Consider the following 23,833-nt stretch of genomic DNA (forward strand, 5'->3'; position numbering starts at 1 on the left):
GTTCAGAGCGCGTCAGGACCGCGTTCGCCGGTCCTGACCCGGATCGCTGTCTCGACCGGAACGCTCCAGACCTTGCCGTCACCGATCTTGCCGGTCCTGGCGGCTTTCACCACCACGTCGATGAGCTGTTCGGCGTCCGCGTCCTCGGCCAGGACCTCGATCCGGATCTTCGGCACCAGGTCCACGGTGTACTCGGCGCCCCGGTAGACCTCGGTGTGGCCGCGCTGACGACCGTAGCCGCTGGCCTCGGTGACCGTGAGGCCCTGGACGCCGAAGGCCTGGAGGGCCTCCTTGATCTCGTCCAGCCGGTGCGGCTTCACGACCGCGGTGATGAGCTTCATACGTCCACCTTCCTGTTCGCCGGACCTGCCTTGCCCGTTTTGGCCGCGGTGCCCCTCTTGGCCGCGGTGCCCGCCACGTCGCCCGGGGCGGTCGGGGCCGTCCGGGAGCCGCCGCCCGCCCCGCTGTAGTCGTATGCCGTCTCGGCGTGCTCGTCCCGGTCGATACCCGCGACCTCGACGTCCTCGGTGACCCGCATCCCCATGGTCCGGTCGATCAGGAAGGCCAGGCCCGCCGACGCGACCAGTGAGTAGCCGAGTACCGAGAAGACCCCGATGGCCTGGATACCGAGCTGGTGGAAGCCGCCGCCGTAGAAGACACCCGCCACGTGGGACTGCACCCCGCCGGTGGCGAAGAACCCGATGAGCAGGGAGCCGGCGATGCCGCCGACCATGTGGACGCCGACGACGTCGAGCGAGTCGTCGAAGCCGAAGCGGTACTTGAGGCCGACAGCCATGGCGCACAGCACACCGGCGATGGCGCCGACCGCGATGGCGCCGAGCGGGCTGACCGCGCCGCCGGACGGGGTGATGGCGACCAGTCCGGCCACGGCGCCGGATGCCGCGCCGAGCGTGGTGAAGGAGCCGTGGCGGAGCTTCTCGTACGCGAGCCAGGCCAGCATCGCGGCCGCGGTGGCCACCTGGGTGTTGATGAACATCACCGCGCCCACGCCGTCGTCGTTGCCCAGCCACGATCCGGCGTTGAAACCGAACCAGCCGAACCACAGGAGTGCCGCGCCGAGCATCACCAGCGGGAGGCTGTGCGGGCGCATCGGGTCCTTCCGGAAGCCGACGCGCCTGCCGGTCACCAGGATCACGCCGAGCGCCGCCGCGCCCGCGTTGATGTGGACCGCCGTGCCGCCGGCGAAGTCGATGACGCCCTTCTTGAAGAGCCAGCCGTCGGACGCCCAGACCCAGTGCGCGACCGGGAAGTAGACGACCGTGACCCAGCCCACGATGAACAGCGCCCAGGCGGTGAACTTCACGCGGTCGGCCAGCGCGCCGCTGATCAGCGCCGGGGTGATGATCGCGAACATCAGCTGGAAGACGGCGAAGACATAGACCGGGATGGTGTAGCCCGGCCACAGCTGGGTCAGCCCGATGCCGCTGAGTCCGAGGTAGTCCCTGGACCAGCCGAAGAATCCGTTGCCCGATCCGAAGGCGACGCTGAATCCGTAGAGCACCCAGAGGATCGTGACGATCCCGAGGCTGATGAAGCTCATCATCAGCATGTTCAGGGTGGACTTGACCCGGACCATGCCTCCGTAGAAGAAGGCGAGGCCCGGAGTCATGACCATCACCAGGGCCGAGCAGATGAGCATGAACCCGGTGTTGGCGGACGACAGCTTCGGGGCTTCTGCAGCAAGGGTCATGATGCCTGCGGGCATCGTCGTCTCCTCGTCGTCGGTGCGGCCACCTGCGGGCGGGGGCTGTGGAAAGCGGCGGAACAGCGGCCTGTCATGCGTCAGAGACTGACGCCGCGCCGTTTCCGCCGATGCCGCGTGATGTTTCACCGCAGTGACGAAGAGGTGATGTGTGTTACGCCCGGATGAAGTGCGGGACGGGTGCGCGGGGCCGGGCCCGACCTCGTGCGGGACGGAAACCGGCCACGACGGTCACCCTGTTGACCTGGCACAGGGGAGCCGAGTCGGGCATCACGGGGTGACTGTCGTGGCCGGGGCCTTTGGGTACCGCTGTTGCGTAACGCTGCCGTGTACCGGTGGGTGGCTGGGGCTCAGACCGCTTCGGCCGTCTCGGGCAGCTGCTCGGCGAGACGTTCCGTGAGGTCGATGACTTCGGGGACGTCCCCGAAGTCCCTGACCGCCGTGCCGACGGTCTTGCGGAGCCTGGTGTTGACGCGCTCGGAGCGGACGCGTTTGGCGATGTGCAGGGCCTGGGTGGCGAAGGAGGTGGACTGCTCGGGTTCCCGCTTCAGCAGATGGACGGTGGCCATTCCGACGAGGTTCAGCGCGTACGAACGCTGGTGCTCGTCGTCCTTCTCGAAGAGCGCGACCGCGTTGTCGATGACCGGCTCGGCGAGCGAGGCGTAGGTGGGGCTGCGGCCGGCCACATAGGCGAGATCGCGGAACGAGTGGCCGTTCTCGCCGTTCAGCTCGGCCTCCGAGAAGAAGCGGATCCAGTCGGGCTCCGGCTCGCCGTCGAAGCCGGCGTCGGAGAAGGTGTCCTCGGCCATCCGCACGGCCCGTTTGCACTTGCTCGGCTGGCCGATGTTGGCGTAGGCGCGGGCCTCCATCGCATACAGCATCGCCTGGGTACGGGGGGTGGCGCACTCGCGGCTGCCGTACTGGGCGAGATGGACGAGTTCCAGGGCGTCGTCGGGGCGGCCGAGATGGATCATCTGGCGGCTCATCGAGGACAGGATGTACGAGCCGAGCGGCTTGTCCCCGGCCTCCTTGGCCGCGTGCAGGGCGAGCACGAAGTACTTCTGGGCGGTGGGCTGGAGACCGACGTCGTAACTCATCCACCCGGCCAGCTCGGCGAGTTCGGCCGCGCACCGGAACAGCCGCTTCGAAGTGGCCCCCGGCTGGGGCTCCTGCAGCAGGTCGGTCACCTCGTGCAGCTGCCCGACGACTGCCTTGCGGCGCAGCCCGCCACCACACTGGGCGTCCCACTGGCGGAACATCGCCGTGGTGGATTCCAGCAGTTCCAGCTCGGGCCGCGAGAGCCTGGACGGGCGCCGTGCGTGGTCGGCGGGGAGTTCCGCGGTGGGCTCACCCGCGGGCGTGGGCACCAGCCAGCGCTGCATGGGCTCGATGAGCGTCGGGCCGGCGGCCAGTGCGAGCGAGGCGCCGAGGAACCCGCGCCGGGCGAGCATGAGGTCGCTGCGGGAGAACTCACTGAGCAGCGAGACCGTCTGCGGGCCCGCCCAGGGCATGTCGACACCGGACACCGAGGGTGACTGGTGCGCCGCGCGCAGCCCCAGGTCCTCGATGGCGACGACGCTGCCGAAGCGTTCCGAGAACAGCTCCGACAGGATGCGCGGAATGGGCTCACGCGGCTGCTCGCCGTCGAGCCAGCGCCGCACCCGCGAGGTGTCGGTGCTGATGTGGTGCGCGCCCATCTGCCGTGCCCTGCGGTTCACCTGGCGCGCGAGCTCACCCTTCGACCAGCCGCTGCGCACGAACCACGAGCCGAGCCGCTCGTTCGGGCGTTTGCCGGCACCCGTCTCGCCGTCGCCACTGCCGCCCACTGGAACGCCCCCATCCCGCTGAAGCCTCATTACGCCAACCCATATCAGAATGCCGCGAGTTGAGGTTCACTGTCCGGCGCTCGCGCCCCTTCGAACAGAAAACCGGCCTTGCCCCCGGCATACCCGTGAGTGCATCCGACCGAGGGTTCATGCACTGAAAGTAATCCTACGATCACGCACCCCGCGAGGGCGATCCCGGAAACGCCACCATTCGCCACCCCTCCGAAGGAACACGCCTGCCGCCAGGCGCGATTCACTTGACACTCGACGATCAGGATCGGGTGGAGCGATGCACGCGGGGGCGCGTGAATCGTTCCGCACCACCCCCAACGTCACCCCGCACCTCCCCGATCAGGGTGTTTGCAACGCAGGGTGACGGAGAGGCTCCAGGTCGTAACCACCGGCGCGCACGACCCGTTGGAGGGGGCATGGGCTTCACTATCGGCGGCATCCGGGACATCCGCTCCGGCACCCGGCGTCGCGGCCGCACACAGCAGAGCACAGCGGTGGCCGAGTTCACCGGGCTCTGGGGCTGGGACGTGGTTCCCGGCGCGCGCGCCGCGGCGGGCAACTGCTCCTGCGGAGAGGCCGGATGCGCGTCCCCGGGCGCCCATCCCCTCGGGTTCGCGCCCGAGGTGCCGGCGGGGGCCACCCTCGGTGAGGCGGCGAGAGCCTGGTCCCTGACACCGGGCGCCGCGGTGCTGCTGCCGGTCGGCCGCTGCTTCGACATCATCGACGTCGCCGAGCCCGCGGGGCGCACGGCCCTGATCCGGATGGAGCGCATGGGACTCCCGCTGGGCCCCGTGAGCGCGACCCCGGACGGCCGGGCCCAGTTCTTCGTCGCCCCCGGAGCCGCCCGCGAACTCCCCGAGCTGCTCTACCGGATGGGCTGGGACGACGCGGACCTCGATCTGCACGGCCTGGGCCCCGGCGAGCACATCACCGCCCCGCCATCGAACCACGCAGGCCTGGGCCCGGCCCGCTGGCTGCGCCCCCCGTCGCTGGAGACGGCGAGCGGCCCGCCCCAGGCCCGGCTGCTGCTCGGCACCCTCGCGTACATCTGCCACCGCCACGTACCCGCCTGACACGCCTCCCGCGCCGGCCGGCGCCGGCGCGGGACAGCGCGAAGGGCCCCGCCACATCTGCACCGTGCGGCGGGGCCCTTCGCGGTTCTCCCTGATTCGGACGGCCGGGTCTTCAGCCGGCCCGGTTCACTCCCCGACCAGCGCGTCCACGAACGCCTCGGGCTCGAACGGGGCCAGGTCGTCCGGGCCCTCGCCGAGGCCGACCAGCTTGACCGGTACGCCCAGTTCACGCTGGACAGCGATCACGATGCCGCCCTTGGCCGTACCGTCCAGCTTGGTCAGCACGATGCCGGTGATGGCCACCACCTCGGCGAACACCCGCGCCTGCACCAGGCCGTTCTGCCCGGTCGTCGCGTCCAGTACGAGCAGCACCTCGTCCAGCGGACCGTGCTTCTCCACGACCCGCTTGACCTTGCCGAGCTCGTCCATCAGGCCGGTCTTGGTGTGCAGCCGTCCGGCGGTGTCGATGAGGACGACATCGGCGCCCTCCTTGATGCCCTCCTTCACCGCGTCGAAGGCGATCGACGCCGGGTCGCCGCCCTCGGGGCCGCGCACGGTGCGCGCGCCGACCCGTTCGCCCCAGGTCTGGAGCTGGTCGGCGGCGGCGGCCCGGAAGGTGTCGGCCGCGCCGAGGACCACGCTGCGGCCGTCGGCCACCAGGACCCGGGCGAGCTTTCCGGTGGTGGTGGTCTTCCCGGTACCGTTGACCCCGACGACCATGACGACGCCCGGAGTCTCCAGGCCGCCCTCGGTCTTGACCTCGCGGTCGAAGTCCGTACCGAGCAGGTTCAGCAGTTCCTCGCGCAGCAGGGTGCGCAGCTCCTGCGGTGTACGGGTACCGAGGACCCTGACCCGCTCACGCAGCCGCTCGACCAGCTCCTGGGTCGGCGCGACGCCGACGTCGGCGGTGAGCAGGGTGTCCTCGATCTCCTCCCAGGTCTCCTCGTCGAGGTTGTCGCGGGAGAGCAGGGTGAGCAGTCCCTTGCCCAGCGAGTTCTGCGAGCGGGCGAGCCGGGCACGCAGCCGTACGAGACGGCCCTCGGTCGGTTCCGGGATCTCGATCCGCGGGGCGACGGGCTCCGCGACGACCGGGTCCTCGACGGCGGCGGGGGCGCCCACGGCCTCGTCGGCGGGCGGGAGGTCCACCTCCTCGATGGTGCGGCGCGACTCGTCGCGCGGTGGGGCAGCGTCCTCGCCGACCTGGGGTTCGGCGGGCGGCGCTGTGATGGTCGGCGCACTCGGCGGTGCCGTGGGCAGCTGCTTCTTCTTGCGGCTGCTGACCACGAGCCCGCTGATCGCGCCGACAGCGACCAGGGCGATGACTACAGCAAGGATCACGATTTCCATAACCCACCCAGTATCAGTCACGGCTCAGCGTTCGGTCACGGCCCGGCCGTACGCACCTTCGTCGGATCGCACAAGGGACTAAATCCTCTATTTGAAATTTTCCCGGCGCCTCTACGATGATGTCGCCATCTACGCGCGTCACTTCACATTCCCGTCCCCAACTCCCCCCTCACACGTGCACGGAGTACCCCCATGCCCCACGCCTCCGACGTCGAAGGCGCGGTGGAGACCCGCGGTCTCGAACCCGTCCCGGACAACGAACGCAAAGGCCGTGTCCGCGATCTGGTCCCGACCTGGGTCGCCGCCAATATCAGTGTGCTGCTCCTCGCGATGGGCGCGAGCCTGGTCGTCGCCGACAAGCTGAACTTCTGGCAGGCGCTGATCGCAGCCTTCGTGGCCCCGGTCATCAGCTACGGGCTCGTCGGCCTCATCAGCATCGCCGGCAAGCGCGGTGGCGCCCCCGGTATGGCCCTCTCCCGTTCGGTCTTCGGCCAGCGCGGCAATCTGCTGCCCGGCTCGCTGATCTGGGTCGCCCGCTGGGGCTGGGAGACGATCAACGCGGTGACCGGTGCGTACGCGCTGCTGACCGTGCTGGACATCTGCTTCGGCATCCACAGCAGCACCCCGCTGATCATCGTGACCCTGCTGCTGTTCGTCGCTGCCACGTTCCTGATCTCGGGCCTCGGCATCAAGGCCCTGCACCTGTGCAACAAGTGGTCCACGTACCTCTTCGGGATCTTCTCGGTCCTGGTGCTGGTCTATCTGATCGCCGACACCGACTGGTCCGCCGTGTTCGCCAAGCCGGCAGGCACCACCGCCTCCCTGGTGGCGGGCATCGGCCTGATCGCCGCGGGCGGTCTCAGCTGGGTCCCGTCCGGCCCCGACTTCGCGCGGTACCTGCCGCGGCGCTCCTCCGGCACCGGCATGATCGGCGCCTCGATCGGCGGCGCGGGCATCGTCGTCCTGCCGATGGTGCTGATGGGTGCCGTGATGGCGGTCTCCACCCCGGATCTCGCGAACGCGTCGGACCCGGTCTCCTTCCTGGGCAAGGTCCTGCCGATGTGGATCGCGGTCCCGTACCTGCTGATCGCCGTGGTCGGCATGGTCCTGATCAACGCGATGTCGATGTACTCGGCCGGCTTCACCGCGCTGACGCTGGGCATCAAGGTGCCGCGCGCCTGGGCGGTCTCCGTGAACGCCGTGATCAGCGTGGTGCTCGGGCTGGTCCTGATGCTGGCGGCGACGAGCTTCCTCGGCTCCTTCGTCGCGTTCCTCTCACTGCTCGCGGTGGCCTTCTCGGCGTGGATAGGGGTCTTCGGCGCGGACATGCTGCTCGGCCGGAAGTACGACCCGGTGGCCCTGATGGACACCACCCGGACCAGCGCCTACTGGTACCGGGGCGGCTTCAGCCCCGCCGCCGTCGGCGCCTGGCTCGCCGCACTGGTCACCGGGATGCTGTTCACCACGGCCGGCACCGCGGGCTCCGCCTGGTTCAGCGGGCCGTTCGCGGACACCTGGCTGGGCCGCAACGGCCTCGGCTGGGTGGTCACCATCCTGGTCTCGGGCGTGCTCTACGCCGTACTCCCGAAGCCGGCGCCGAAGCCGCAGGACGGCGCGGCGGACCAGGGGCCCGACGAGGACCGTGAGCCCGCGGGGCTACCTATCTGACGCTGCGTCAGCTACCGTCCCCCTTCGCCAGCTCCCACCCGGCGAAGGGGGACTTCCCGTCATGGCCTTCACAGTCGTCAGGTTCAATCTCGTCGATCCGCGGGCGACCCCCGAGTCACTCTCCTCCCGCTATCGCACCGCCCTCGAGATGGCCGCGTACGCGGACGACCGCGGTGTCGACACCGTCCAGACCGAGGAGCACCACGGCGTCGGCAACAACTGGCTGCCCTCCCCGTTCGTCTTCGCGGGCTCCGTCTTCGGGGCCACCCGCCGGATCGCGGTCACCGTCTCCGCGATCATCGGCCCGCTCTACGACCCGCTGCGCCTCGCGGAGGACATCGCTGTCCTCGACCTGATCAGCGCGGGCCGGCTGGCCACGGTCGCCGGCATCGGCTACCGGCCCGACGAGTACACGCAGCAGGGCGTCGAGTGGACCCGGCGCGGCCGGCTCCAGGACGAGCTGCTCGAGACCCTGCTGGCCGCGTGGACCGGCGAGCCGTTCGCGTACCGGGGGCGTACGGTACGGGTCACCCCGCGCCCGTACACCGCTCCGCACCCGCTGCTGCTCGTCGGCGGGTCGTCCAGGGCGGCGGCCCGGCGGGCGGCGCGGCTGGGGCTGCCGCTGTTCCCGAGCGCGTATCTGCCGGAGCTCGAGGCGTACTACCACCAGCAGCGCGCGGAGTACGGGACCGAGGGCTTCTGCATGATGCCGGAGGCCGAGACCCCGCTGCTGCACATCGCGGAGGATCCCGACCGGACCTGGGCCGAGTACGGCGAGTACTTCCTGCACGAGGCGCGCACATACTCCTCCTGGCAGTCCGCGGACATCCACTCGGCGGTCCGTTCGGCGGCGGAGACGGTGGAAGGGCTGCGCGCGGAGGGCGTCTACCGGATCGTCACCCCGGACGAGTGCGTGGCCCTGGCCGATGGCGGCGCCGGGAGCCTCGTCCTGCATCCGCTGTGCGGCGGGATACCGGTGGACGAGGGCTGGCGCAGTCTGCAGCTCTTCGCCGAACGCGTACTGCCCCGGCTCAAGAGCTGAGCCGGGGCCGGTGGGCAGGGGCGGGCCGCGACCTCAGCCCATCTGCTCCAGCGTCTTGCCCTTGGTCTCCTTCACGAACAGCAGCACGAAGGGGATCGAGAGCACGGCGAAGACGGTGTAGATCACGTACGTCGCCGAGAGGTTCCAGTCGGCGAGGCTCGGGAAGCTGGCCGTGATCGCCCAGTTGGCGATCCACTGGGCCGAGGCGGCCACCCCGAGCGCGGCGGCACGGATCTTGTTCGGGAACATCTCGCCGAGGAAGACCCAGACGACGACACCCCACGACATCGCGAAGAAGAACACGAACCAGTGGGCGGCGACGAGGGCGACCCAGCCCTGGACGGTCGGCAGTTTGCCGCCGACGAGGTGGTACGAGAACGCCCAGGCTTCCAGGGAGAGCCCGATGACCATGCCCACGGAGCCGATCAGCACCAGCGGTCTGCGCCCGATCCGGTCCACGAAGATCATGGCGACCACGGTGCCGACGATGTTGATGATGGACGTGGTGAACGAGTACAGGAACGAGGTCGACGGGTTGATACCGACGGACTGCCACAGGGTCGCGGAGTAGTAGAAGGCGACGTTGATACCGACCAGTTGCTGGAAGGCCGAGAGGCCGATACCGATCCAGACGATGCGTTTGAAGTAGAAGCCTCCGCCCAGCAGGTCCTTGAACGTCGACTTGTGCTCGCGCTTCATGGCGAGGTGGATCTCCTCCACCCGCGCGTCGAGATCGATGTGCGAGCCCTCGACCTCGGACAGCACCTTCCTGGCCCGGTCCGACTTGCCCGCGGAGATCAGATAGCGGGGCGACTCGGGGATCGCGAAGGACAGCAGTCCGTAGATCACGGCCGGGATCACCATGACACCGAGCATCAGCTGCCAGGCCTCGACGCCCAGCAGATTGCCGCGCTGGTTGCCGTTGGCCGTCTGCAGAATGCCGTAGTTGACGAGCTGTGAGACGGCGATGCCGATGACGATCGCCGCCTGCTGGAAGGAGCCGAGCCGGCCGCGGTACGCGGGCGGGGAGACCTCGGCGATGTAGGCCGGGCCGATGACCGATGCCATCCCGATGCCGAAACCGCCGATGATGCGCCAGAGAGCGAGGTCCCACAGGGCGAAGGGGAGCGCGGAGCCGACGGCGCTGACGGTGAACAGCACGGACGCGATCTGCATACAGCGGATGCGCCCGATGCGGTCGGCGATGCGGCCGGCCGTGGCGGCGCCGATCGCGCAGCCGATCAGGGCGACGGCGATGACCTGGGCGAGGGTCGCCGAACCGACGTTGTACTTGCCCCGGATGCCCTCCACGGCTCCGTTGATCACCGAGCTGTCGTAGCCGAACAGGAACCCGCCCATCGCGGCCGCCGCCGTGATGAAGATGACGTGCGCGAGGTGCTCAGGGGCAGCCGGGGTGCCGCCGGCCTGCGGTGTGTTCGCCGTGCTGGTCACATAAGCTCCTCGGGCCCGTCGGTGCTGACGGCCATGGGGGTACGAGCCCCTCCAGTTCCGCACAGCTTCCGGGCGCGCACCACTTGAGGGCCGAGACGTCTGAGGGCCCCTCAGTCCGGCCGGGACCGGTTGCCCGGCCGGTACTGGTTGCCCGGCGGGGACCGGTTCAGCGAAGACGCTGGCTGATCACCTTGGAGACCCCGTCGCCCTGCATGGAGACGCCGTAGAGCGCGTCGGCCACCTCCATCGTCCGCTTCTGATGAGTGATCACGATGAGCTGGGAACTCTCCTGGAGCTCCTCCATGATCCGGATCAGCCGCTGGAGGTTGGTGTCGTCGAGCGCGGCCTCCACCTCGTCCATCACGTAGAACGGACTGGGCCTGGCCTTGAAGATCGACACCAGCAGGGCCACGGCGGTCAGCGACCGCTCCCCGCCGGAGAGCAGCGAGAGGCGCTTGACCTTCTTGCCCGGCGGCCGGGCCTCGACGTCCACACCGGTGGTGAGCATGTTGCCGGAGTCGGTCAGGATCAGCCGTCCTTCGCCGCCGGGGAAGAGCCGGGCGAAGACCCCTTCGAACTCGCGTGCGGTGTCGCGGTACGCCTCGGTGAAGACCTGCTCGACGCGCTCGTCGACCTCCTTGACCACCAGCAGCAGGTCGGCTCTCGTCTTCTTCAGGTCCTCCAGCTGCTCGGAGAGGAACTTGTGCCGCTCCTCCAGCGCGGAGAACTCCTCCAGAGCGAGCGGATTCACCTTTCCGAGTTGCTGGTACGCCCGTTCGGCCGACCTGAGCCGCTTCTCCTGCCCGGCCCGGTCGAACGGCACCGGCTGGTTCCGAGGATGGTCCGGATCGTCGGGCAGCTCCTCGCCCTCGGCGGCCGGGGACGGCGGCACCGGCTGGTCCGGGCCGTAGTCGGCCACCAGCCCGGCCGGCTCCACGCCCAGCTCCTCCAGCGCCCTGGTCTCCAGCTGCTCGATCCGCAGCCGCTTCTCGGCCCCGATCACCTCACCGCGGTGCACCGAGTCGGTGAGCCGGTCGAGTTCGGCCTTGAGGTCGCGGCCCCTGTTCCGCTCGGCGGCCAGCTCCTGCTCGCGCCCGGCCTTCGCGGCCTCGGCTGCGGCCCGCTCCTGCTCGGCGCGGACCAGCGACACCTCGACATGCGCGAGCAGCTGGCGCGCCCCGTCCGCGACGGCCGACGCGACCGCGGCCTCGTGGCGCAGCCGGGCGCGGCGCTGCTCGGCGCGCGCCCGGGCCTCACGCTCGGCGCGCGCTCCCCGGTCGAGTGCTTCGGCGCGCCCCGCGAGCCCCTTGACCCTCTCCTCATGGGTACGGGCCTGGAGTCTGGCCTCCATCTCGGTCTGCCGGGCATTGGCCCCGTCGGCGGCGAGCCGGTCCCGTACGGAGGTGTCCGGCTCCTCCTCCATCGGTGACTCCTCGGCCACCAGCAGCCGTTCGGCCAGCTCCTCGGCCTCGCCGGTCGCGTGCTCCAGGGCCTCCTGGGCCTTGGCGGCGGCAGCCGCCGACCGCTCGGCCTCGCCCGCCGCACCCCGCGCCTGCCCGGCGAGGCGCCCGAGCTGCTGGGCCACACCGGACTTCTCCCGGTCGGCTGTGCGCCGCAGCTCAGCCAACTCGTCGACCAGCGCTGCGCACTCCGCGCGCCGGGCGGCCGCTGCGCGCTGCGCCCCGGCCAGCTCGTCGCACCGTACGGCCAGCTGCGCCAGCCCGGCGGCGGCCTCGTCCACCGACGCCTGCACCTCCAGCAGGCTGGGCGCACCGGCGGACCCGCCGTGTGCGAAATGCGCCCCCAGGACATCGCCTTCGGCGGTCACGGCGGTCAGCCCGGGCCGTTCGGCGACCAGCTCCTCGGCGTCTTCGAGGGTGCCTACGACGACGATGTCGCGCAGCAGCCTGCGCACCCCGGGCAGCAGCTCGGCGGGGCCGCCGACCAGATCGACGGCGAAGGGCGCGGCGGGAGCGAGAGCGGCGCGGTCCGGTCCCGGCGCGGTCCCGCCGGACGGGAGGGAACCGGCACCGCTGTCCCCATGGTCTCCGGGCCGGCCTTCGGAACGCCCCACGGACCGGCCCTCTGAACGGCCCGCCGCAACAGCCCCCGTACCGTCGCCGTGCCGGGCGTCCGGCACCTCGGGATCCCCGCCGCCCGGCTGCTCCGGAGCGTCCGTACGCACCTGGCCGGGCAGCCCTGCGGCACCGGACTCGCGCGCCGGGACGGCCGCCGTGCCGGGCAGCAGGGTCGCGCGGCCGGCGTCCTGCTTGCGCAACCGCCGGATCGCGTCCGCCGCGGTGGCCGTGTCGCGCACCGCGAGTGCGTCGGCCGCCACCCCCAGGGCGGCGGCCACCGGGACCTCGTACCCGGCGGCCACTGTCAGCAGCTCCGCGACCGGGCCCAGCAGACCGGCCGGGCGGTCATCGGCTCCGAGCAGCACACCGGTGCCGTCCTTGCGGCGCAGTCCGAGCGCCAGCGCCTCGTGCCGGGCCGACAGCGCGGCCCGCTCCCGCTCGGCGCCCGTGGCCGCCTCCCGGGCCACGGTGAGCTCGGTCTCCGCCTCCGCCAGCGCGGACTTCGCCGCGCTGTGCCGGCCGGCGAGGTCCAGGTCCCCGGCGTCGAGCCCGTCGACCTCGGCCTTGAGCTGCTCGTACTCCCGCTGGGCCGCTTCGGCGCGCTCCTGCGCCCCGTCCCGCGCCTCAGCGAGCCGGTCGATCTCGGCCTGCGCCGAACCTGCTCTGCTGCGGGCCGCGTTGACCTGCCCGTTCAGCCGCGCGAGCCCTTCGCGCCGGTCGGCGATGGCCCTGGCGGCGTCCCTGAGCCTGCGCTCCTCGGCGGCGAGCTCCCGCTCCAGCTCGGCCCGGTGCGCCGAGGTGTCCTCCAGCGCGCGCTCGGCGGACTCCAGCGCGGCCTCGAGTTCGGCCTCCTGCTCCCGGATCCTGGCCGCCTCGCGCTCCATGTCCTCGGGATCACGGCCCCGCCGCTCCTCTTCGGGGGCGGCGGACGCGCTCTTCACCCGCGCGTCGGCGAGCGAGACCGTACCGCGCACCCGCTCGGCCAGCTGCGACAGCTCGTACCAGGTCTGCTGGGCCCGCTGGAGCCTCGGGGCCAGCTGCCGCACCTCGTCCTCAAGACCGGCCTCGCGCGCGAGCGCGGCCTTGAGCGCCGTCTCCGCCGTCTCCCGGCGCTCCTTCAGCGCGGCCTCGTCGGCGATCTCGTTCCGCAGCGCCCGGCGCATCGTCACCAGGTCGTCGGCGAGCAGCCGCAGCCGCGCGTCCCTGAGGTCGGCCTGGATAACGGCGGCGCGCCGGGCGACCGCGGCCTGCCGCCCCAACGGCTTGAGCTGGCGGCGCAGTTCATCGGTGAGGTCCTGCACCCGCGCGAGGTTGGCCTGCATCGCGTCCAGCTTCCGCAGCGCCTTCTCCTTGCGCTTGCGGTGCTTCAGTACACCCGCGGCCTCCTCGATGAAGGCGCGGCGCCCCATGGGATCCGCGTGCAGTACGGAGTCGAGCTGCCCCTGTCCGACGATGACGTGCATCTCGCGGCCGATCCCGGAATCCGACAGCAGTTCCTGGATGTCCAGCAGCCGGCAGGTGTCGCCGTTGATCTGGTACTCGCTGCCGCCATTGCGGAACATGATCCGGGTAATGGTGACTTCCGCGTACTCGATGGGCAGCGCACCGTCGGAGTTGTCGATGGTGAGCGAGACCTCGGCGCGGCCCAGCGGCGGCCGGCCGGTCGTCCCGGCGAAGATGACGTCTTCCATCTTGCCGCCGCGCAGCGATTTGGCGCCCTGCTCCCCCATGACCCAGGAGAGCGCGTCGACCACATTGGACTTGCCTGATCCGTTGGGCCCCACGACACAGGTGATGCCGGGCTCGAACCGCAGGGTGGTGGCCGAGGCGAAGGATTTGAACCCGCGGAGGGTCATGGCCTTGAGGTGCACGCCGCCGGACTCTACCTTTCACTGCCGGTTTCACCCATGAAGGTGCAGGGCACATCAGACGTTAAAGGAAGCACACGCGGCAGTGTGTGAGGGGGCGGCGAGCGACCGGGGGGACCGGCCGTGAGCGACCGGGGGAAGCCGGAGGAAAAGAGAGAGCGGGCAGAAAGAAGGGACGCCGAAGCGTCCCTTGCATATCCTTGCGCATTGGATCTCAAGCGGCTGTACGGATCAGCCCGGCCGGTACCCTTATGGGGTGTGGGTCAGGTGAGCGCAGGCTCCGCCTGGGGTACGTCCATGTCGATACCGTCGAGCAACGAGTCTCCGTGGTGCTGGACTGCGGCGGCCAGCGCGTCGTTCTCGGACTGGATCCGTACGAGCTCGGATTCGAGGTCCTGGACGCGCTGCTGAAGCCGTCGCATCTCGGAGAGAAGTCGCGGGTCGGAACCGCCGACGTAACCGAGAAGCGCCTTTGCCATGATGGATGGTCCTCCACACTGAGTGACCGACCGAAGAGTGGTGGGTCGTAGGGGGAATCGCACCCGCGGAACTCGGCAGCCTCTGTCTGTGCTGTTTTTTCTGCGTTTCTCGCTGCCGAGCAGCTGAGGTGCGCGGGGCTTCCAGAGTCTCACCAAAAAGTTTGACGGTCAACACGATCACACCCCGTATCGATGGGCAGACCCGGGGGCGCACGCCGGACGGTGTCCGGTGCGGCTCTCCTGCGGGGCCCAGGGGGCTTGGAGATCATTCCTACTGCGGCAGCCTGGCACGGAGCGCGCTTCTTGGCAACCACCAGGCATTTTCTGCCTCGCACATATGCCAGAGGCGCATCAGCGGGACCCCGCAGCCGCCGCCGGGACCGGGTGCGTCAGCGAATCTCGAAGCCCTGGTAGATGTGGCGGGGAGTGTCCCAGATCTCAGACACACCGTCGACGCGGCCGGGTGTGTCGGACGACCTCAGCCACTCCAGGAGAAGGTCGCACTTCTCCCGCGGCCCTTCGGCGACGACCTGCACCCTGCCGTCCTCCAGATTGATGGCGAATCCGGTGAGCCCACCGATCCGCAGAGCGTTGGCCCTGGTGAACCAGCGGAACCCCACGCCCTGGACCTTGCCCCGCACCCAGGCGGCGAGCCGTACATCTTCGTTCATATCTGCACGCTAACCGGCCAATTGCCCCGGCAGCACCTCGCCCCCCGTGGCCCATGGACTACAGTCCCTGGCCAATGAGCTTCACCTGTACGGGTGAGTCAGCCACGCCGAGCACGAGGAAGGGCACCGCGCATGGGACGCCACAGCCGCTCCGCCGCCGGACCCGACGCCGGACCCGGCGCCGTCGAAGGCCGGGCGGCCTCCGGGAACCGGCGGCGGAACCGGGCGCAGGGCAAGGGCCGGGGCTCCACGCCCGTACGCACCGGGCTGCTGGGCGTGTCGGCCGCGGTCGCGGTGGGTGCCGTGGCGATGGCTTCGGGGCTGCTGCCGGGCGGCGACACCTACACGATGGGCGGCTCGGGCGGCGGCCAGGTCCGCGCCGACGGCGTACCGGACCTCCAGACCCAGGGCGGATCGTCGGCCACACCCGAATCGGACACCCCGTCCGCACCGGCCGGGCCGTCCTCCGCCCACGCGCACGCCCCGGCGGCCTCACCGTCCGTGCACAAGCCGGAGGCTCCCGACGTACCCGCTCAGCGGAAGACGGGCAGCCCCGCCGCACGGAGCGCCTCGCGCAGCGCGGCACCGGCCCGGACAGCGGCGCCCACCACGGCGTCCGGGCACACCGAGTCCACCCGCGCCCCAGCGGCGACCAGCACCGAGAGCACCGCGGCCGCGGCGGTTCTCAGCCTGGTCAACCAGCAGCGGGCCCAGGCCGGTTGCCGGCCGGTGCGGGCCGACACGGGTCTTGCCTCGCTGGCCGGGGCCTTCAGTGCCGAGATGGCGTCCCGGAGTTTCTTCGACCACACCGACCCCGACGGGGCCACCCCGTGGGACCGGGCGGACAAGGCGGGCGTCAAGGGCCTGGGCGGCGAGAACATCGCACGCGGCCAGGCCGATGCCGCCGCCGTGATGGACTCCTGGATGCACAGCCCGGGCCACCGCGCGAACATACTCAACTGCCACTTCAAGACGCTCGGCGTCGGTGTCCACTTCGGCACCGGCGGGCCCTGGTGGACCCAGGACTTCGGCTACTGAACCGATCCGGCCGGCGGGCGCTGGCAGCGCGGGCAGAAGTAGCTGGAACGGTTCATCCAGGGGCGGCGGCGAATGGGGGTGCCGCAGCGGCGGCACGGCTCGTCCTCCCGCCCGTAGGCGTCGAGTGACCGGTCGAAGTAGCCGGATTCGCCGTTCACATTGACGTAGAGGCTGTCGAAGCTGGTGCCGCCGACGGCGAGGGCCTGGTTCATCACATCCCGTACATGGCCCAGGAGTTCCACGGTCCGGGGGCGGGTGAGCGTGGCCGTGGGGCGCTCGTAGTGCAGCCGCGCGCGCCAGAGCGCCTCGTCCGCGTAGATGTTGCCGACCCCGCTGATCAGCGACTGGTCGAGGAGGGCGCGCTTGATGGTGGTGCGGCGCAGCCGCAGCGCCGCGTGGAACGCGGCGTCGTCGAACTCCTCGTCCAGCGGGTCGCGTGCGATGTGCGCGATGACGTCGGGCAGCCCGTCGGGGGTGTTCGCGTGCAGCGAGAGCCCGCCGAAGGTCCGCTGGTCGACGAAGCGCAGCTCGGTGCCCGCGATGTCGTCGAACCGGATGCGGACCCGCAGGTGCTTCTCGTCGGGCGCCCCTTCGGGCTGGACCAGGAGCTGCCCGCTCATCCCGAGATGGCCGAGGACCGAGTACGCGGCCCCGGGTTCACCCCCGGCGGAGGCGGCAGCGGTATCGGTACCCGCGTCCTCCAGCGGCAGCCAGAGGTACTTCCCCCGGCGGCGGGCCACGCCGAACCGGTGCCCGCGCAGAGCAGCGGCGAAGTCCTCGCCGCCCGCGGTGTGCCGGCGCACCGCTCGGGGGTGCAGCACCTGCACATGGGCGACGGTACGGCCGGAGACCCAGCGTTCCAGTCCACGCCGTACGACTTCGACCTCGGGCAACTCGGGCACGCTGCTCCTCAGGGGTGGATCACCGGTGAACGGTGAAGAGGCTGAGAGGGACCATGGAAAAGAACCACGAAAAGAACCGCCCGCCCCCCGGAGGGGACGGGCGGGGAAAGAACCGGCGTCAGGCCGAGGCCGTGCCGGCGGCCGGAGCCGAAGAGGTGTCGGCGTCCTCTCCGTGGGCGGCGGGGGCGGTCCCGGCCGCCACCGCACGCTCTTCCGCCGCGGCGCTGATCGCACGCCACGCGGACTCCGCCGCCTGCTGTTCCGCTTCCTTCTTGCTGCGGCCGGTGCCGGTGCCGTACGAGACACCACCGACGCGAGCGGCAGCTGTGAAGGTCTTCTCGTGGTCCGGACCGGTCTCACTGACCAGGTACTCCGGGACCCCGAGCCCTTCACTTGCGGTGAGTTCCTGGAGGCTGGTCTTCCAGTCCAGGCCCGCACCGAGATTGGAGGACAGCTCGATGAGGGGGTCGAAGAGCCGGTGCACCAGCTCGGACGCCGCTTCGAGGCCCTGATCGAGATAGACGGCGCCGATCACCGCTTCCAGGGTGTCGGCGAGGATGGATGCCTTGTCCCGCCCGCCCGTGCCTTCTTCGCCCCGGCCGAGCCGGATGAAGAGACCGAGTTCGAGCCCACGGCTCACCCCTGCGAGCGCACGCGAGTTGACCACCGCGGCCCGGAGCTTGGCCAGCTGGCCCTCCGGGAGATCGGGGTGGGTGCGATAGAGCGTGTCCGTGACCACCAGGCCGAGCACGGAGTCCCCGAGGAACTCCAGCCGCTCGTTGGTGGGCAGACCGCCGTTCTCGTACGCGTACGAACGGTGGGTCAGCGCACGCACCAGAAGGGCGGACTCGAGTGTGTACCCGAGCCGCCCTTCCAGAAGCGTGTGGGACGAGGCATTGTCCGTCTTGTTGACGTCAGACATTGCGCCTCTCACCAGCCGCTCAGACCTCGAGGACCTGGCGCTTGTTGTAGGTGCCGCAGCTCGGGCACGCGATGTGCTGGAGCTTCGGCTCCTGGCAGCGCTCGCACGCAACCAGGGTGGGGACCGCAGCCTTCCACTGCGACCGGCGGTGGCGCGTGTTGCTGCGCGACATCTTCCGCTTCGGAACAGCCACGGCTACTTCTCCTGCTTCTCGTCGACGCCAGGTTCGGCGCCGTCAACGTTGTCCTTCTCGCCGACCTGGCCGGTCCCGACGAGTCCCTGCAGTGCCGCCCAACGAGCGTCGACGGCGTCATGGTGGTGACCGGGTTCGTCGTCCAGCCTGATTCCGCATTCGGAACACAGGCCGGCGCAATCCTCCCGGCACACCGGCTGCATCGGCAGTGCGAGCACCACCGCATCACGCAGCACGGGTTCGAGGTCGAACAAGCCGTCCTCAAGGGGGGTGATTTCCTCGTCCTCGTCGTCGGCGCTGTCAGCCGGGTCCGCCTTCTTGCTGCGGCCCCGGTCGTCGGCTTCGGGGTACGAGAACATCTCCTGGAAATCCGCTTCGAGCTCTCGCTCCAGCGGCTCCAGACACCTTACGCACTCCCCCTTGGCGGTTGAACGGGCGGTGCCTGTGACAAGCACCCCGTCCATGACCGACTCAAGGCGGAGCTGCAGTTCTACGGGAGTACCTTCCGGCACTCCGATGACCCCGTCGATGCCGAGGTCCTTTGGCGCTGCGACCGAGCGGGTAAGCCGCTGGAGCGCACCGGGACGCCGGCCCAGCTCGTGTGTGTCGAACACGAGAGGGTTGCGGTGGTCGAGGCGGGCGTTCAGGGCTCTTCCTGCTTTCGGATCGCTGAAGACTGGGGAATGAGGCGCCGCCTCGTCGGGAACCGTCCGGAGACCATCGGAACGGGCAGCACAGATCGCGGAGGTACGGGCGACCGAAGAGCCAGGATACTGGACCGGCCGCCGTAGGCCCAATCGGCCCCTTCGGGCCTCCGGGTCCCCCCTGGCTTCAGCGCCCCTGTTCGTACTCGCGCAGCTGATCCAGGTTGATCATGCTGGTGTCGAAGAGGCTGGTCTCGTCGAGAGCGCCCTGCTGCTGGGGGTGCGGCGGCTGCTGCATCTGCTGGACCTGGTCGGGCTGCTGGACCTGGCCGGGCCCCGGGTAGCCGTACCCGTCCTGCTGCTGGGCCTGCTGCTGGTACGCGTACGGGTCGTGCTGGTACGCGTACTGCTGCTGCTCGTACGCGTACGGGTCCTGGGGCTGGTGCTGGTAGCCGTACGGGTCGTACATCTGCTGGACCGGTACGTCGGCGAGGTGCTGCGGCGGCTCGTCAGGCTGCAGCTGGGCGGCCATCGGGACGGGTGCCTGGGCGGGCGGCTGGACGGCCGCCGGGGCCTGCGGCTCCGCGAGGTCCGAGAGGAAGTCCGCGTCGCTGCTGTGCCTGCGGCCCATCTCGTCCTGCTCCGCCATGTGCACGCCCAGTTCGTCGGACGCGACCCGGCCGTGCAGCTTCTGCCGGCCGCGCCCCACGGCTTCGAGGGTCTTGGCCATCACGGCCTCGAAGGCTCCGAGCTTGGTGTCGACGTACTCGTCGGCGCGCATCCGCAGGGTCTCGGGGTCCTGGCTGCGCTCCGGGGCCTCCGGGTCCTCGTAGCCCTCGTCGTCCAGGCCGGGACCGCGGCCGAGCAGCTTCTCGCGGCCCCGGTCGACGGAGCCGATGGTCTTGGTGAGGACGACTTCGAAGTTCGCCAGCTTGGAGTCGACGTAGTCGTCGGCCTCGGCGCGGATCTCCTCGGCCTCCCGCCGGGCCTCGGCGAGCACCCTGTCGGCCTCGTCCTGGGACTGCCGGGCGACCTCGGTGTCGGAGATGAGGGAGCCGCGCTGGGCGTGCGCCGCCTCGATGATCCGCTCGGCCTCGTCACGGGCCTGCTCGACCAGCTGCTCCCGGCCGCCGATCAGCTCCTCGGCCTGCGCCAGAGAGCCCGGCAGGGCCTCGCGCACCTCCTGGAGCATCGCCAGCAGCTCGGCGCGGTTGACCACGCAGGAGGCCGACATGGGCATGGACCTGGCACTGCCGACCGTGTCGACGATCTCGTCCAGCTTCTTCTGCACGTCCACCGTGTGCGCCACCTGTTCTTCCGGCCTGGAGACGGACGGGGACGACTGTACGGCCAGTCGGCGCCCGCCCGACACCTGGTGACGGTCCGTCAGTTCAGTCCGGCACCGTCACGCGGCCGTCAGCCGGCTTCCCGCTTCTCGCCGAGCCGCTGTGTCAGGGCCTCGCAGACCAGCGGAGGCAGCAGGTGCGAGACGTCCCCGCCCCAGGTCGCGACCTCCTTGACCAGGCTGGAGGAGAGGAAGCTGTAGGTCGGGTTGGTGGGGACGAACAGCGTCTCGACCCCCGAGAGACCGATGTTCATCTGCGCCATCTGCAGCTCGTAGTCGAAGTCGCTGACCGCGCGGAGGCCCTTCACGATGGCCGGGATGTCGCGCTGTTTGCAGAAGTCGACGAGAAGGCCGTGGAACGACTCGACCTCGACGTTCCCGAAATCGGCCGTGACCTGGCGGATCAGATCAATCCGCTCCTCGATGGAGAACAGGCCCTGCTTCGACTGGTTGATCATCACGGCCACGTGCACGACGTCGTACAGTCTGGAGGCACGGCCAATGATGTCGAGGTGTCCATTGGTGATGGGGTCGAATGACCCCGGACAGACGGCGCGGCGCAACTGAAGTCCCTCGCTCCCGGGTCCGGTCATCGTGCGTCTTCGCACGTAGAGGCGGCGCGACCGTACCAAAGCGTGGCCTCGCCGTAGCGGCGGGCCCGTAGCGGCTCAAATCCCTCGGGCCACTTGAACTCTCCGCCTCTTGTGCTCCGTTCCACCGTGACGAGCGCATCGTCGGTGAGCCAGCCCTGAGCACCGATTGTGAGCAGGATCTCGCGAAGATCGTCATCGGTGACGGCGTACGGCGGATCCAGGAAAACCACGTCGTACGGGGCTTCCGGCGCCGGTCCTGTCACGATCTGCTCGGCTTTGCCCGCTCGCACTTCCGCCCCGGGGAGCCCGAGCGTACGGACGTTGTCGCGGACCGTGGCCACCGCCCCCGCGTCCGCCTCGACGAGCAGCGCGTGCGCCGCGCCACGGGAGAGCGCCTCCAGACCGACGGCGCCCGACCCTGCGTACAGATCGGCGATCCGGGCCCCGTCCAGGGTGCCGAGCAGCGCTTCCCAGGTGGAGAAGAGCCCTTCGCGCGCACGGTCGGATGTGGGGCGGGTGCCGTTGCCCGGCGGTACGGCGAGGCGGCGCCCGCCGGCCGTACCGGCGATCACGCGGGTCATCTCGGTCCTTGTCCTTCTCGGGGGTGGAGCTGTCCCGGCCAGTCTCTCAGCCCTTGTCGAGGTACCGCTCGCGCTCCTGGTCGAGGAGGGCGTCCAGGGCGGTGCGCAGCGCGGGCAGCCGGGCGAGCTCCGGGTCGGCGGCGACGACCTGGGCGGCCTCCTCGCGGGCCGCCGCGATGACCTCCTCGTCGTCGATGACGGCGAGCATCCGCAGCGAGGACCGCACACCGGACTGGGCCTGGCCGAGGACGTCGCCCTCGCGGCGCTGTTCGAGGTCGATACGGGACAGCTCGAAGCCGTCGAGAGTGGCGGCCACCGCTCCGAGCCTGGCGCGCGCGGGACCGGCCTCGTGCGCCTCGCTCACCAGGAGGCAGAGACCGGGCGCCGAGCCACGGCCCACCCGTCCGCGCAGCTGGTGCAGTTGCGATACGCCGAACCGGTCGGCGTCCATGATCACCATGACGGTGGCGTTGGGCACGTTGACCCCGACCTCGATGACCGTCGTCGCGACCAGGACATCCACCTCGCCCGCGGCGAAGCGGCGCATGACACCGTCCTTGTCGTCCGGTGCCATCCGCCCGTGCAGCAGCTCGATGCGCAGCCCCTTGAGCGGGCCGTTCCTGAGCTGTTCGGCGGTCTCGACCACGGCGAGCGGGGGCCGCTTGTCCGCGTCGGCCCCGGCCTCCGCGACCGCTTCCTCAGCTGCGGGTTTCCGCTTCTTCGGCTCGTCATCGCCGTCCCCGATGCGCGGGCACACCACGTACGCCTGGTGGCCGTTCTCCGCCTCCTCGCGCACCCGCTCCCAGGCGCGGGCCAGGAAGTGCGGCTTGTCCTTGGCCGGTACGACATGGGTGGCGATCGGGGAACGGCCCGCGGGGAGCTGGTCGAGCACGGAGGTCTCCAGGTCCCCGAAGACGGTCATGGCGACCGTACGGGGAATGGGCGTGGCCGTCATGACCAGCAGATGGGGCGGCTGGTTCCCCTTGCCCCGCAGCGCGTCCCGCTGCTCGACCCCGAAGCGGTGCTGCTCGTCGACCACGACCAGACCGAGGTCGTGGAACTGGACCTTGTCCTCGATCAGCGCGTGTGTGCCGATGACGAGTCCGGCCTCGCCTGTGACCAGGTCGAGCAGCGCCTTGCGACGGGCGGCCGCGCCCATGGAACCGGTCAGCAGCACGACCTTGGTGGACTGCTCGCTGCCGCCGAGCGTCCCGCCTTCGGCCAGCTCGCCCATCATCTCGGTGATGGAGCGGTGGTGCTGCTGGGCGAGCACTTCGGTCGGCGCGAGCATCGCGGCCTGGCCGCCCGCGTCGACGACCGTGAGCATCGCGCGCAGCGCGACCATGGTCTTGCCCGAGCCGACCTCTCCCTGGAGCAGCCGGTGCATCGGGTGCTCGGTCGCGAGACCGGCGAAGATCTCCCCGGTGACCTTCTGCTGGCCTTCGGTGAGAGTGAACGGCAGCTTGGCGTCGAAGGCGTCGAGCAGTCCGCCCGGTACGGGCTTCCGTGCCACTGCGGGCAGTTGGGTCTCGGCGTACCGCCGCCGGGCCAGCGCGACCTGGAGGACGAAGGCCTCGTCCCACTTCAGCCGGTCGCGCGCGACCGCGACATCGGCCTTCGTCTGCGGCCGGTGCACCTTGAGCAGCGCGTCGGGCAGCGTGGTGAGTCCGCGTCCGTCGCGCAGTGCGGGCGGCAGCGGGTCGGCGGCCTCCTGGGCGGCGGGCAGTACGGCGTCGACCGCTTTGGCGATCTTCCAGGACTCCAGCCCCTTGCAGGCCGGATAGATGGGGATCAGTTCGTTCGCCCAGGCCTCGACGGTGCCCGCGTCGGTGTCGGCGTCCAGCAGTTCGTACGTGGGGTGGGCGAGCTGGAATTTCTGGTTGAACTTGGAGACCTTGCCCGCGAACATCGCGCGGCGGCCGGGGAGCAGTTCCTTGTGGGGCTTGTGGATGCCCTTGCCGAAGAAGACGAGCTGCAGCCGGCCACTGCCGTCGGTGATGTTCACCTCCAGGCGCCGGCCCCTGCCCTGGTTGAAGGTGAGCACCCGGGCGTCGGCGACCTGGGCGAAGACGGTGACGTGTTCGTCCAGGGGCAGCTCGGCGAGCTGGGTGAGTTCACCGCGCTCGGCGTATCTCCGGGGGTAGTGGTGCAGCAGGTCGCCGACCGTGTGCAGGTCGAGGTGCTCGGCCATCACCTTGGCGGTGGGGGCGCCGAGCGTGTTCTTGAGAGGTTCATCGAGCGCGGGCACGCGGTCCATTGCACACCATGGGTCCGACAGCGGGGGTATTTCCCCTGCCCGCCGTCCCCTGCCCCCGTCCCCTGCCCCCGTCCCCTGCCCGTCCGGGACCGGACCCTGGGCCGCCCGGTGGCCTCCCC

Annotated in this window: 20 protein-coding genes; 4 read left to right on the top strand and 16 right to left on the bottom strand. The window is 70.4% G+C overall.

Features of this window, described 5'->3' with window-relative positions:
• Positions 1-2: 2 nt before the first annotated feature.
• The 3 genes from OG210_RS05480 to OG210_RS05490 all read right to left on the bottom strand — a co-directional run bounded on the left by OG210_RS05480 (position 3) and on the right by OG210_RS05490 (position 3,549).
• Positions 3-341, bottom strand: a complete 339-nt coding sequence (locus tag OG210_RS05480) for a P-II family nitrogen regulator (protein WP_327295004.1) — start codon at positions 339-341, stop codon at positions 3-5.
• A complete protein-coding gene (locus tag OG210_RS05485; protein ID WP_328331895.1) occupies positions 338-1,726 on the bottom strand; it encodes an ammonium transporter in 1,389 nt (462 codons plus the stop codon). The genes OG210_RS05480 and OG210_RS05485 overlap by 4 nt, the downstream gene beginning before the upstream one ends.
• Positions 1,727-2,073: 347 nt before the next feature.
• A complete protein-coding gene (locus tag OG210_RS05490) occupies positions 2,074-3,549 on the bottom strand; it encodes a hypothetical protein (RefSeq protein WP_371535122.1) in 1,476 nt (491 codons plus the stop codon).
• 428 nt (positions 3,550-3,977) lie between these two features.
• Here OG210_RS05490 and OG210_RS05495 point away from each other — a divergent pair, with 428 nt between their 5' ends.
• Complete coding sequence (locus OG210_RS05495) at positions 3,978-4,634, top strand: bifunctional DNA primase/polymerase (protein ID WP_328331891.1); 657 nt, start codon at positions 3,978-3,980, stop codon at positions 4,632-4,634.
• A 126-nt stretch (positions 4,635-4,760) separates the two neighbouring features.
• On the opposite strand, the gene ftsY is transcribed toward OG210_RS05495, so the two are convergent.
• The gene (gene ftsY / locus OG210_RS05500; protein WP_328331889.1) at positions 4,761-5,981 is read right to left on the bottom strand and encodes a signal recognition particle-docking protein FtsY; all 1,221 of its coding nucleotides are present in this window, start codon (positions 5,979-5,981) and stop codon (positions 4,761-4,763) included.
• A 192-nt stretch (positions 5,982-6,173) separates the two neighbouring features.
• Here ftsY and OG210_RS05505 point away from each other — a divergent pair, with 192 nt between their 5' ends.
• Positions 6,174-7,649: a cytosine permease gene (locus OG210_RS05505; RefSeq protein WP_328331887.1), complete on the top strand. Its 1,476-nt coding sequence runs from the start codon at positions 6,174-6,176 to the stop codon at positions 7,647-7,649.
• Between the two features lie 61 nt (positions 7,650-7,710).
• Positions 7,711-8,691, top strand: a complete 981-nt coding sequence (locus tag OG210_RS05510; protein WP_371535125.1) for an LLM class flavin-dependent oxidoreductase — start codon at positions 7,711-7,713, stop codon at positions 8,689-8,691.
• 33 nt (positions 8,692-8,724) lie between these two features.
• Here OG210_RS05510 and OG210_RS05515 read toward each other — a convergent pair whose 3' ends face one another.
• From OG210_RS05515 to OG210_RS05530, 4 genes are all read right to left on the bottom strand, one after another.
• Positions 8,725-10,143 (bottom strand): sugar porter family MFS transporter, encoded by a 1,419-nt coding sequence (locus OG210_RS05515; protein ID WP_328331883.1) that lies wholly within the window; start codon positions 10,141-10,143, stop codon positions 8,725-8,727.
• Positions 10,144-10,309: 166 nt separating this feature from the next.
• Positions 10,310-14,092 carry an AAA family ATPase gene (locus tag OG210_RS05520; protein WP_371535128.1) on the bottom strand — a complete coding sequence of 1,261 codons (3,783 nt, stop codon included), beginning with the start codon at positions 14,090-14,092 and terminating at the stop codon, positions 10,310-10,312.
• Positions 14,093-14,352: 260 nt separating this feature from the next.
• Positions 14,353-14,568, bottom strand: a complete 216-nt coding sequence (locus OG210_RS05525; RefSeq protein WP_164267867.1) for a hypothetical protein — start codon at positions 14,566-14,568, stop codon at positions 14,353-14,355.
• 389 nt (positions 14,569-14,957) lie between these two features.
• Positions 14,958-15,239: an acylphosphatase gene (locus OG210_RS05530; protein ID WP_328331880.1), complete on the bottom strand. Its 282-nt coding sequence runs from the start codon at positions 15,237-15,239 to the stop codon at positions 14,958-14,960.
• Positions 15,240-15,371: 132 nt separating this feature from the next.
• Between OG210_RS05530 and OG210_RS05535 the strand changes: the two genes are divergently transcribed.
• Entirely contained in the window at positions 15,372-16,277 is a 906-nt protein-coding gene (locus OG210_RS05535; protein WP_328331879.1) for a CAP domain-containing protein, read from the top strand.
• Here OG210_RS05535 and mutM read toward each other — a convergent pair.
• The 8 genes from mutM to recG form a co-directional block, all read right to left on the bottom strand.
• Entirely contained in the window at positions 16,271-17,179 is a 909-nt protein-coding gene (gene mutM, locus OG210_RS05540; RefSeq protein ID WP_328331878.1) for a bifunctional DNA-formamidopyrimidine glycosylase/DNA-(apurinic or apyrimidinic site) lyase, read from the bottom strand. The two genes, OG210_RS05535 and mutM, sit on opposite strands and share 7 nt — an antisense overlap.
• A gap of 118 nt (positions 17,180-17,297) precedes the next feature.
• Entirely contained in the window at positions 17,298-18,101 is an 804-nt protein-coding gene (gene rnc, locus OG210_RS05545; protein ID WP_328331876.1) for a ribonuclease III, read from the bottom strand.
• Between the two features lie 19 nt (positions 18,102-18,120).
• The gene (gene rpmF, locus OG210_RS05550) at positions 18,121-18,294 is read right to left on the bottom strand and encodes a 50S ribosomal protein L32 (RefSeq protein WP_030753522.1); all 174 of its coding nucleotides are present in this window, start codon (positions 18,292-18,294) and stop codon (positions 18,121-18,123) included.
• Between the two features lie 2 nt (positions 18,295-18,296).
• Positions 18,297-18,941: a YceD family protein gene (locus tag OG210_RS05555; protein WP_328335624.1), complete on the bottom strand. Its 645-nt coding sequence runs from the start codon at positions 18,939-18,941 to the stop codon at positions 18,297-18,299.
• Between the two features lie 184 nt (positions 18,942-19,125).
• A complete protein-coding gene (locus tag OG210_RS05560; protein WP_328335623.1) occupies positions 19,126-20,235 on the bottom strand; it encodes a cell division initiation protein in 1,110 nt (369 codons plus the stop codon).
• Positions 20,236-20,354: 119 nt separating this feature from the next.
• Positions 20,355-20,846 (bottom strand): pantetheine-phosphate adenylyltransferase, encoded by a 492-nt coding sequence (gene coaD, locus OG210_RS05565; protein WP_328335622.1) that lies wholly within the window; start codon positions 20,844-20,846, stop codon positions 20,355-20,357.
• Positions 20,847-20,872: 26 nt separating this feature from the next.
• Positions 20,873-21,457: a 16S rRNA (guanine(966)-N(2))-methyltransferase RsmD gene (gene rsmD, locus OG210_RS05570; RefSeq protein WP_371535133.1), complete on the bottom strand. Its 585-nt coding sequence runs from the start codon at positions 21,455-21,457 to the stop codon at positions 20,873-20,875.
• Positions 21,458-21,503: 46 nt separating this feature from the next.
• Positions 21,504-23,714 (bottom strand): ATP-dependent DNA helicase RecG, encoded by a 2,211-nt coding sequence (recG, locus tag OG210_RS05575; RefSeq protein WP_328331872.1) that lies wholly within the window; start codon positions 23,712-23,714, stop codon positions 21,504-21,506.
• Positions 23,715-23,833: the final 119 nt, after the last annotated feature.

It is taken from the genome of Streptomyces sp. NBC_00466 (assembly GCF_041433995.1).
Lineage (GTDB): Bacteria > Actinomycetota > Actinomycetes > Streptomycetales > Streptomycetaceae > Streptomyces.

Bases quoted from the DNA above. Each gene is read 5' to 3' on its own strand.
- OG210_RS05480 (WP_327295004.1), bottom strand. From the start codon at position 341: ATGAAGCTCATCACCGCGGTCGTGAAGCCGCACCGGCTGGACGAGATC.
- OG210_RS05485 (WP_328331895.1), bottom strand. From the start codon at position 1,726: ATGCCCGCAGGCATCATGACCCTTGCTGCAGAAGCCCCGAAGCTGTCG.
- OG210_RS05495 (WP_328331891.1), top strand. From the start codon at position 3,978: ATGGGCTTCACTATCGGCGGCATCCGGGACATCCGCTCCGGCACCCGG.
- ftsY (WP_328331889.1), bottom strand. From the start codon at position 5,981: ATGGAAATCGTGATCCTTGCTGTAGTCATCGCCCTGGTCGCTGTCGGC.
- OG210_RS05505 (WP_328331887.1), top strand. From the start codon at position 6,174: ATGCCCCACGCCTCCGACGTCGAAGGCGCGGTGGAGACCCGCGGTCTC.
- OG210_RS05510 (WP_371535125.1), top strand. From the start codon at position 7,711: ATGGCCTTCACAGTCGTCAGGTTCAATCTCGTCGATCCGCGGGCGACC.
- OG210_RS05525 (WP_164267867.1), bottom strand. From the start codon at position 14,568: ATGGCAAAGGCGCTTCTCGGTTACGTCGGCGGTTCCGACCCGCGACTT.
- OG210_RS05530 (WP_328331880.1), bottom strand. From the start codon at position 15,239: ATGAACGAAGATGTACGGCTCGCCGCCTGGGTGCGGGGCAAGGTCCAG.
- OG210_RS05535 (WP_328331879.1), top strand. From the start codon at position 15,372: ATGGGACGCCACAGCCGCTCCGCCGCCGGACCCGACGCCGGACCCGGC.
- rnc (WP_328331876.1), bottom strand. From the start codon at position 18,101: ATGTCTGACGTCAACAAGACGGACAATGCCTCGTCCCACACGCTTCTG.
- rsmD (WP_371535133.1), bottom strand. From the start codon at position 21,457: ATGACCCGCGTGATCGCCGGTACGGCCGGCGGGCGCCGCCTCGCCGTA.
- recG (WP_328331872.1), bottom strand. From the start codon at position 23,714: ATGGACCGCGTGCCCGCGCTCGATGAACCTCTCAAGAACACGCTCGGC.